7 protein-coding genes and 1 riboswitch are annotated in these 9,656 nt (G+C 57.2%); of the genes, 6 read left to right on the top strand and 1 reads right to left on the bottom strand.

The genetic code is table 11. From position 1 onward, the window contains the following. Positions 1–294 precede the first annotated feature (294 nt). Positions 295–389, top strand: a riboswitch (TPP riboswitch). 81 nt (positions 390–470) lie between these two features. Beyond that, positions 471–1,454: an ABC transporter substrate-binding protein gene (locus tag B7G66_RS11340; RefSeq protein ID WP_048859202.1), complete on the top strand. Its 984-nt coding sequence runs from the start codon at positions 471–473 to the stop codon at positions 1,452–1,454. A 321-nt stretch (positions 1,455–1,775) separates the two neighbouring features. After that, positions 1,776–3,236, top strand: coding sequence for a phosphomannomutase (locus B7G66_RS11335; protein ID WP_003616696.1), 1,461 nt, complete (start codon positions 1,776–1,778; stop codon positions 3,234–3,236). A 374-nt stretch (positions 3,237–3,610) separates the two neighbouring features. Here the strand turns inward: B7G66_RS11335 and B7G66_RS11330 are convergent, their stop codons facing one another. Further along, positions 3,611–4,102, bottom strand: coding sequence for a DUF2721 domain-containing protein (locus B7G66_RS11330; RefSeq protein ID WP_003616693.1), 492 nt, complete (start codon positions 4,100–4,102; stop codon positions 3,611–3,613). 228 nt (positions 4,103–4,330) lie between these two features. Here B7G66_RS11330 and B7G66_RS11325 point away from each other — a divergent pair, with 228 nt between their 5' ends. From B7G66_RS11325 to B7G66_RS11310, 4 genes are all read left to right on the top strand, one after another. Further along, on the top strand, positions 4,331–4,570 hold the full coding sequence (locus B7G66_RS11325) for a hypothetical protein (RefSeq protein WP_040511205.1): 240 nt from the start codon (positions 4,331–4,333) through the stop codon (positions 4,568–4,570). A gap of 239 nt (positions 4,571–4,809) precedes the next feature. After that, entirely contained in the window at positions 4,810–5,811 is a 1,002-nt protein-coding gene (locus B7G66_RS11320; protein WP_003616689.1) for an NAD-dependent epimerase/dehydratase family protein, read from the top strand. Positions 5,812–6,351: 540 nt separating this feature from the next. Further along, the gene (locus B7G66_RS11315) at positions 6,352–8,112 is read left to right on the top strand and encodes a porin family protein (protein WP_003616688.1); all 1,761 of its coding nucleotides are present in this window, start codon (positions 6,352–6,354) and stop codon (positions 8,110–8,112) included. A 242-nt stretch (positions 8,113–8,354) separates the two neighbouring features. Next, the gene (locus tag B7G66_RS11310) at positions 8,355–9,578 is read left to right on the top strand and encodes a cytochrome b (protein WP_003616686.1); all 1,224 of its coding nucleotides are present in this window, start codon (positions 8,355–8,357) and stop codon (positions 9,576–9,578) included. Positions 9,579–9,656 lie beyond the last annotated feature (78 nt).

The raw sequence follows: 9,656 nt of genomic DNA, 5'->3' as shown, positions 1-9,656 counted from the left end.
GCGGCGTCTTCTGAAGCTTTTTAGAAAAAGCTTCACCAAAAAACCTTTATAATTTCAATCTGTTATCGCACCTGACTTTTTAAACAGCTTCTGAAAAACACATCGTTTTTTGAAGGTTTTTTGGGAAAACCTTTGTCCAATACTCCTTTGCTAATTTCTGAACGTTATGAAATGGCCGGTTTTTATGAAGACAGGCGTTCTGGTTCTTTTTTGCCAAAGGACTGGGCGGCCAATGGACCGGTCACACCTATGTGCCATCAGGCATGGTTGACGCGTCACCAGATTTCCCATCATCTGCATCAACCGGGGTGTCCGCGATGCGGGCTGAGATCACACCCGTTGAACCTGACCTGGGTCATGCCAGCGTAGGGAGAAAAACGGCATGCCGGGGCTGAGCCCTCCATGCTGGCTTCCCCATGCGGTCCCTGCCTGGTTTTTTCCCGGGGCGGGTGGGTGAAGGGCAGGCGATGATGAAGGCCATACTGTTACGACTTGCATGTCTCCTTATCATGATGGGTGGCATCGGCACTGCGCATGCCGCCGATGCGCCACGTCGTGTCAACGTGATTCTGGATTGGTTTCTCAATGCCGATCATGCGGCACTCCTTGCCGCACAATATGGCGGGGCGTTCGCACGGCATGGTCTTGATGTCCATCTGATTGCGCCAGCCGATCCGGGTGCTGCGCCCCGCCTTGTCGCAGCGGGGCAGGCAGACCTGGCTGTTTCCTATCAGACGCAGCTTGGTATGCTTTTGGAACAGGGGATTCCACTGGTGCGGGTGGGCACGTTGATCGACACGCCGCTCAATACCCTGATCGCGGCAGGGGATATCCATTCTCTGGCTGACCTGAAGGGCAAGGTGATTGGTGTTTCCCTCTCGGGCGCGGATGATGCGATGCTGGCGACCATGTTGTCCACTGTCGGGGTGGGGATGGGGGACATCCATCAGGTCAATGTCAATTTCCAGCTTGAACAGGCATTGATGTCGCATGCCGTTGATGCGGTGATGGGGGCCGTGCGGACCTATGAACTCCTTGACCTGAAACAGAAAGGGATGACCGTTACTGCCTTCTTCCCTGAGGAGCATGGGGTGCCCTTGAATGATGAACTGGTGTTCCTTGCCGCGCGCGATCACATACGTGATCCATGGGTGCGCGCGTTCATGGCGGCGCTGGAGGAGGGGACGAATACGTTGCTCAACCATTCCGACGAAATCCTGTCGAAGGCGATTGCCGATCATCCAGAACTCGATACGCCATTGAACCGGGCGGCATGGCGCGAAACCCTGCCACGACTGGCAAAGCAGCCCGCGCTGCTCAATGCGCGGCGATATCGTGCGTTCATGGCGTTCCAGCATAGTCATGGTGTGATCAATCATGAGGCGGCACTGGAAACCTACGCCGTTGATCCCTTTGCATTGGTTGCGGATGTAACGTCGCGGGCACAAGAATAAAAAGAGATCTCCTGAATGGAAAAATACGCATAACATATTGGGATATAGTTATTTTTTTTGAATATTTGTGCACGCTCTTCAAAAGAGGGCGCGTGTTGAGAAAAAAGCGCTGTCCCACTCAAATGCGCGTTGTTGCCATCAATTTTCCTGCAACCTGTTAGTCAGTCGGCCATGGCGACGTGCTTTCATGGGGCATCTGCCTGAATATCCATGCAATCAGAGGAAAAACCCCCTAACATGAAGGGGATGGGGCACGATCATGTCCCGGCCTGTATTCAACATAGTCGCAAGAGAACGTATCTCATGAAAATAGCCCAGTGGATGGAACAGTCAGGTGTGGCATTCGGGACCAGCGGGGCGCGCGGTCTTGTTACCGCGATGACGGATGCCGTCTGTTTCGCCTATACCGTGGGGTACCTGAAACATCTGGCGACATTGGGTGAATTCGCGCCGGGGACACAGGTCGCGGTGGCGGGGGACCTGCGCCCCAGTACGCCGCGTATCCTGCGCGCCTGTGCTGCGGCGATTGAATGCCTGCATGGCGTACCGGTATTTTGCGGGTTCGTGCCGACCCCGGCGCTATGCCTGCATGCCTTTGCGCGGGGGATTCCCTCTCTGATGGTGACCGGCAGCCATATTCCTGCTGATCGTAACGGTATCAAGTTCAACCGGGCGCGGGGCGAATTCCTCAAGACTGACGAGGCCGCGATGCGTGAACAGGACGCCGTACTGCCCGCAGGCTGGTTCAATGCCGATGGTGAGCTTGTAAAAATGCTCGAACTGCCTGCGATCACGGATGTGGTGCCGGATTATGTCGCGCGGTATCGGGATTTTTTCGGCCCTGATGCCCTGTCGGGCCTGACGTTGGGGATTTATCAGCACTCTGCCGTGGGACGCGATGTGCTGATGCTGGTGGTAGAGGCGCTGGGCGCGAAGGCGGTCCCGTTGGGACGTTCCGATACGTTCATGCCCGTCGATACCGAAGCCGTGCGCCCCGAGGATGCTGAACTGGCGCGTGAATGGGCGTCGGACGGTACGCTGGACGCCATCCTGACAACGGATGGGGATTCCGACCGCCCACTCCTTGCTGACCGGCATGGAAACTGGCTGCGTGGCGATGTGCTGGGCATTCTGGCTGCGCGTTTTCTCAACGCAGCGGCGGTGACAACCCCCGTCAGCAGCAATACCGCGTTGGAGCAGGCCGGATTTGCCCGCGATATCCGTCGCACGCGCATCGGGTCCCCCTTTGTCGTGGCGGCCATGACCGAGGCGGCGGCAGCCGGGCTTGTCCCCTCCGTCGGGTATGAGGCAAATGGCGGGTTCCTGCTGGCAAGTGATGTGCATCATGAAAACCGCACGCTTGTGGCGTTGCCAACACGTGATTCCGTGCTGCCTATGATCTGTGCGCTGGTTGCGGCACGCCGGGTTGGCACGGATCTGGCTGGTCTGGTCGCAACGCTGCCGCCACGTTTCACGCTGAGTGATCGCCTGGTGGCCATGCCCACGGAAAAGAGCAGGGCGCGCATTGCCGCGTTGGGCGACAGCCCATCGGCAGGGGCGGCGGCATTGGGGTTTGTCGCCACATGCGGGGAGTTGTCGCATGTGGATCGAACGGACGGGCTGCGTATGACTTTTGCCAATGGGGAGATCATTCACCTCCGTCCGTCAGGCAACGCCCCGGAACTGCGTGTTTATGTAGAAGCCGACAGCCCGGAACGTGCTGGCAACCTGCTACAGACCGGGCTTGGTGCGGTCAGTGCGTGGCGCGACGAAGCCTCCTGAACGGAAGCAGGCGTCTGGGGCAATGAAACAGGAGGCTGTCTGCAAAGTCTGTCCGAAAAAAGACCGTGCAAGCATAAGAGACTGTTTGAAAACAAATCATTGATAAAACATAAGACAAGTTTTTTGGGTGCCGTCTTTTTTCAAAAAGGCGGCGTCTTCTGAAGCTTTTTAGGAAAAGCTTCACCAAAAAACTTTATAATTTCAGGATGCTGTTGAGCCTGACTTTTCAAACAGCTTCTAAGTTTAAGGTGCCTTGGCAGGCTTTTTTGCAGATAGTTTCAAGAGACGTTGCTTTTGAACAAGCAACGTCTGGGGATATCTGGTTACTTCTTATGCGTGGGATATTAAGGGAGGTTCCCGCAAAGGAACGCTCACTAATCCACCTGCGTGTATTTATGTGGCAGAAAAGTTGTCACCCGCAGGCCATGCCACGCGACGATACTGTCACCAAGGAACATCGCCAGTGCGCCGGCCGTACACATCAGGGCATTGCCGAACATCAGCACCAGCCACCATGCACTTGCGGAATCACGCACGCTGCCGACAAACAGGGCGAAGGCCGATCCGCATGCGGATGCGCCGCCGACACCGGCGAACAGGATGGATGCGTCAAGCAGTAATGTGCGGTAATGCAGGTGGCGCAACCGTCGCATCAGCATGCGGCGGCCTGCGTCATCCTGATCGGCGGCATCAAGTTTATCGCGTATGTTTTCGATATGGTCGCTGACACGGGCAAGGCGCGTGTTGAACAGGCCGAGCAGCGTGCCAATGCCCGACAGCATGAAAACCGGCGTCAATGCGGTCTGGATCAGGTGGGTGGCGCCGTCAATGGACTCATCAGGTAAAAGGCCGGGAAGAAGGGTCACGAACGGGGGGTACTCCAGTCTTGGCTTGGGGAACAATATCACGAAGGGTCGGATTGTGTGGCTATGGCGCGTATCGTCAAGGGGGAAATGTTTCGTTTTTGGTCCGATTTCTGCCAAAAAAGGCCATTTTCCCAGCCTGATAGGCCGAAACATGCGTGCTGCTGATAAAATGGGCGCTCTTCTGGTATGGAAGGGGCCTGCATATCGCCTGCCACGGGAAAGGACGCCATGTCACATAATTATGCCACGCCCATGACGCCGGAAAAACGTCTGGCGCGTGTCCTGTTGCGCATTCCTGCCGATTGGTCCATCCGGGTCGAACGGTGTGGGGCGGATGGGGATACAATGTCGTGGCGTGCGGCTGTCGCCCCGCAGCGGGGTGCGCAGGAAAGTGAATGGTGCACCGGGTATCCCACGATGGTCGATGCGCTGGAGGCGGCATGGCGACATGCGCGCCAGCAGCAATGATGGGCGGTCCAGAAATCTGCCTGACAGGAGAGAGGTTTTTGGTGAGGTTCTTTTAAAAAAGCGACATCCCAAAACTTTCTTTTTTATCAATCCGTTATTTTCAGATGCCCCATCGATTGACGACGCATGCCACGGTCATGCGATCAGGGATCGGCATATGCGCGGATATGGGGTATCTGCCGTTTCGGCGAACGCCACAATAACAGACAGTGCCATGTCACGGCACGCAGGAGGACAGAGTGCGGGTGCTGGTCACCGGAAGCGCGGGTTTTATCGGATTCCATGTGGCGCGTCGCCTGCTGACGGAAGGGCACGAAGTCATCGGTATAGATGGCATGACGCCTTATTATGATGTTGCGCTAAAGCGACGTCGGCATGCGCTCTTGCGCGCTTATCCCCGCTTTGTCGCCCATGAAATCATGCTGGAGGATCGTGCGGCACTGGCCCGTGTGGTGGAGGGCGCGCGGATCAGTGTCATCATTCACCTGGCGGCACAGGCGGGGGTGCGGTACGGCGCACATCGGCCTGATACCTATATCGACAGTAATGTCGTTGGCACATCCAACCTGATTGATCTGGCACGGGGTATGGCGCTGGATCATTTCGTGTTGGCCTCCACCTCATCCGTTTATGGGCCAGCAACGGATCTGCCCTTTATCGAGACTGAACGCTGTGATTATCCCCTCAGCCTCTATGCCGCGACCAAGAAGGCAACTGAAGGGCTGGCCCACTCCTTCTCCCATCTGTCGGGCACGCCCGTGACGGCGCTGCGTTTTTTTACCGTGTACGGGACATGGGGGCGGCCCGACATGGCGTTGTTCCTGTTTGTGGATGCAATCCTGCGGGGGCATGCGATCGACGTGTACGGCAACGGACAGATGGAGCGTGATTTTACCTATATTGATGACGTGGTGGAATCCGTCCTGCGCGTGCTGCCCTGCATACCGGTGCGTGGGGATAAAGCGACGGGATGCAGCCCTGTTGCACCGTATCGTGTGGTCAATGTGGGTAACGGGCAACCTGTGCCGCTGATGGATTTTGTCCATGCGATCGAAACGTGCCTTGGCCGTACCGCCCGGACCAACTTCATGCCAATGCAACCGGGGGATATGCAACGGACATGGGCTGACGCATCCCTGCTGGAACACCTGACGGGGTTTCGCCCAAAGACGTCTCTACGTGTGGGGGTGGCGCGCTTCGTGGCCTGGTACCGGGATTATTATGCCCGGCATGACGCATGAAGATGCACGACAGGTGCAGGAAATACAAATCACACGATTGTTTGTACACACGATTGTTTGAACAGATTTATTGAATATGTAGTTTCACTGCAACTGTCCAAGTTAAAATCAACGTTACGATCACATTTTCATGATGCTGATTTTAACGTTTCTGGTGCCATTTCTGGCCCCCTGAAGTCAGGGGGTATTTTCCAGATTTTTCCATAACGTACTGATTTAACGTCACATGACAAAACGTGAAAACAATAGTTTTTATATGGAAGTTCTTTGTCATCTGCATATATCGCACCTGTTGCTGTGCCCAGGTGCGCACAGACAGTTGATATCCCTGATTCGTGTCATCAACATCTGGTGTGGTGGTGGGAACTTTTACGATTCAGTCGGAACAGAATTCTTCGCGCAGGGTGCATGGCATGGTCATCGCGCAGGGAGGGGACGCCATTGACCCGTCGGATCATATCCAACAGAAATGCCCTGAAGCGCTCACCCCCAAGTTTCAGGCCCGGATAGTCAGGCGAATTACACGGAAGGAACGATCAGATGTCGGCGAAAAGGTTGGCCAGAATAGGAGCCGTTGTCGTTCTGACCGCCAGTGCCGGGCACCTGATGGAACCGCGTGAGGCACGGGCCGATGATTATAGCGACCTGCTCGATATCCTGCGTGCCAAAGGCAGCCTGACGTCCAGTGAATATAAGGGCCTGCTTGCCAAGCATCTGAGCCATGCGCGCGCTGAGGCGACCACCACCCGTGGCAGCCGCATGGCCGCGACGACCCGCCATGTCCCGTCCGCACGCCCGGCGGCCCCGGGAACGCCGGATAATCCCATCCATACCGTCCTTCCTGGCGAGGTTGGCATCGGTGGCGCGGACGAGACGGCGGACATGGTGACGCAGGCCCGCGCGGCGGCAGCTTCCGCCGCGCAAAGTGCAGAGGCCGCGCGCACGGCCATGCTGTCAATGCAGCCCGGTGGCCCCGCTTATGGCGAGGGATTTGTCCGCATGGAAAAATACGTGCCGGGCAAGGGCCTGACCTTTGACGCCGGGCCGGTCAAGATCAACCTGTCGGGTTTCGTCAACGGGTTCTATACCTTTAACAGCCCGGGCCGTGGTGGCATCGTCAATGGTGGGGTATCCACCGGGGCGAACGGGTTTGATTCCTCCGCCCTGCGTAACGGCCTGTTGCCTGCGGGCCTGATCCTGAAACTGTCCACGACGCAGGCTGGCATCGACATGTCCGCCGTCATGGGGATGTATCCGGGCATTGATAATAACAAGCCCGGCGCGATGAACGCCAATTCCGGCGGCAGCCCGGTCGGCCTTGGCACCGCAGGGATCGATTTTCGTCAGGTGTTCGTGACGGCAGGCACGAAATCCTTCGGCACGATCAAGATCGGGCGTGACCTTGGCATCTTCGGCGGGGATGCGATCCTTAATGATGCGACCCTGCTGAGTGTCGGTTCCACCGGCAGCAATACTGCGCCGGGCAATACGTCCCTTGGCCGTATCGGTGTCGGTTATGTGTATGCCGACTGGATCCCGCAGATTTCCTACCTGTCGCCCAAGGTGGCCGGCTTCCAGGGCAATGTCGGTGTCCTCCAACCGCTGGATGAGTATAATTTTGCGGGCGACAACCTGTCTGCCGGATCGACCCAGCACAGTTCGCCCATGGTGCAGGGCAAGGTTACTTACGATTTCAAGGTTGGTGGCCTGACAGCCCGTATCTGGGCCAGCTTCCTGGTGCAGCATCAGCAGGACCTGACCCGCAGCCAGACGACGACCGTCACCACCGCGCTGCGTGAGGTCACAACCGGCGGCATGGATGGCGGGATCTACAACATGGTCCAGACTTCCACCTCCACCGTGCCGGTTTCCGAAGGGGAAAAGCGCGGTGTGATGGCCGAAGCGGGCGAAATCGGCACCAAGCTGACCTATGGCCCGTTCCAGGGCGTGGCCTATTACTATCGTGGCAGCGGCCTTGGCACGACGGGCCTGTTCTTCGACGGTGTGGCGTCGAACGGGCACAAGCGCGCGTCCGAAGGTTACTACCTGCAGGGGATGTATAACGTCACCAAGAAGATCAAGCTGGTCGGAAGCTATGGTGTCAGTAACCTTTATGAAGCGCGGGGGGAAAACGATCCCAGCCTTGTCGCGCGCAACGAGTCCGAAGTGGGGGCCCTGTTCTACAGCCTGACCGACTGGCTTAACATCGTGGGTGAATATGCCCATACGGAGTCCAAGGCACATGGCCCGGCACGCGCCACCGACAACACGGCCTCGGGCGGTGCCATCCTGCTGTTCTGATCTCGGGTAACATTATGAATTGTAAAAGTTTTTGGTGAAGCTTTTTTAAAAAGCTTCGAAAGACGCCGCCTTTTTGAAAAAAGGCAGCACCCAAAAACGTTTATTTGTTATCAATGGGTTGTGCCAAAGCGATCTTTACGCCCTGTCGTGCAAGGCAGGGTATCCCTTCTGTTAAAGGTGCCTGAAAGCGGGTAGAAGACTGACCGCAGCACCATTTGCACAATGGGAAGGGAGAGCAGGGGATGGGCGGTCCAGAGACCATGCAGGAGGCGGACCAGCAGTCCGTAGCAGGGACGGGCGTCATTGCGTGGATCGACCGTCGCCTGCATGTGGTCCGATGGTTCCGGGCCGAATATGTGGATTATCGCATGCCGCGCAACCTGAACGGGTTGTGGAATTTCGGTGCGATCCTGTGTGTTGTTCTCGTCCTGATGCTGGCGACGGGCATCTTCCTTGCCATGAATTATACCCCTGCCGCTGCTGGGGCCTTTGCGTCGATCGAGGTGATCGAACGTCAGGTGCCCGCCGGCTGGCTGTTGCGGGCGCTGCATATGACGGGGGCCAGCCTGTTCATGGGGGCGCTGTATATACACCTGTATCGGGGATTATATTACGGGTCATACAAGGCCCCGCGCGAGATCCTGTGGCTGACGGGCCTTGTGCTGCTGGTCATGACGATGGTGACGGCCTTTGCCGGGTATGTCCTGCCATGGGGGCAGATGTCGTACTGGGGCGCGGACGTGGTGGGCAAGGCGGTCGGGGCCATTCCGGGTATTGGTCCCGGACTGGAACATGTGATGGAAGGCAGTGACGCGTTGGGGGATGTGTTTATCCACCGATTCTTTGTGCTGCATTTCGTGATGGCGTTTGCGATCGTGGCGATCGTGGGGCTGCATGTGGCGGCGTTGCATATTTCGGGTTCGAATAATCCACAGGGGGTGGAGCCATCTCAACCTTCCGATACGGTGCCCTTTCACCCATATTACAGCAGCAAGGACATGGTGGGCCTTATGCTGTTTGGCATCGTGTTTGCCGCGCTGGCTTTCCTGTGGCCGGACCTTCTGTCGGAACCGGCCAATTATCGCCCGGCCAATCCATTGCATACACCCACGGATATCGAGCCGGAGTGGTACTTCCTTCCCTTCTATGGAATCCTGCAATCCGTGCCGTCGAAGTTCGGGGGACTGCTTGCCTCTGCCGGGGCGGTGCTGGTCCTGTTCGCTGTGCCGTGGCTGGACCCTTCACCCGTGCGTTCTGCCCGGTTTCGCCCGGTGTGCCGCATCGGCCTGTTTGGGTTGGTGGTGGCGTTCGTGGTGCTGGGGCTGGTCGGACGGCATCATGCGGCAGGTGCATGGATGATCGCGGGACGATGCGCCACGTTGTATTATTTTGGCTATTTCCTTGTGCTGCTGCCATTCGCGCCACGTTTCGAGAAGACGCGGCCGCTGCCGTCCTCCCTTTCCTGAGGCGGCAGGAATTACGTTTCCTGTGATCTATTAAAGACTGTTTGAAAAGTCATCCTCGATAACATACTGAAATTATAA

It is taken from the genome of Novacetimonas hansenii JCM 7643 (assembly GCF_000964405.1).
In the GTDB taxonomy this organism is placed as follows: domain Bacteria; phylum Pseudomonadota; class Alphaproteobacteria; order Acetobacterales; family Acetobacteraceae; genus Novacetimonas; species Novacetimonas hansenii.
This window is presented reverse-complemented; position numbering and strand designations above follow the sequence as displayed.

Coding starts and splice junctions, on each gene's coding strand:
- B7G66_RS11340 (WP_048859202.1), top strand. CDS start 471: ATGAAGGCCATACTGTTACGACTTGCATGTCTCCTTATCATGATGGGT.
- B7G66_RS11335 (WP_003616696.1), top strand. CDS start 1,776: ATGGAACAGTCAGGTGTGGCATTCGGGACCAGCGGGGCGCGCGGTCTT.
- B7G66_RS11325 (WP_040511205.1), top strand. CDS start 4,331: ATGTCACATAATTATGCCACGCCCATGACGCCGGAAAAACGTCTGGCG.
- B7G66_RS11315 (WP_003616688.1), top strand. CDS start 6,352: ATGTCGGCGAAAAGGTTGGCCAGAATAGGAGCCGTTGTCGTTCTGACC.
- B7G66_RS11310 (WP_003616686.1), top strand. CDS start 8,355: ATGGGCGGTCCAGAGACCATGCAGGAGGCGGACCAGCAGTCCGTAGCA.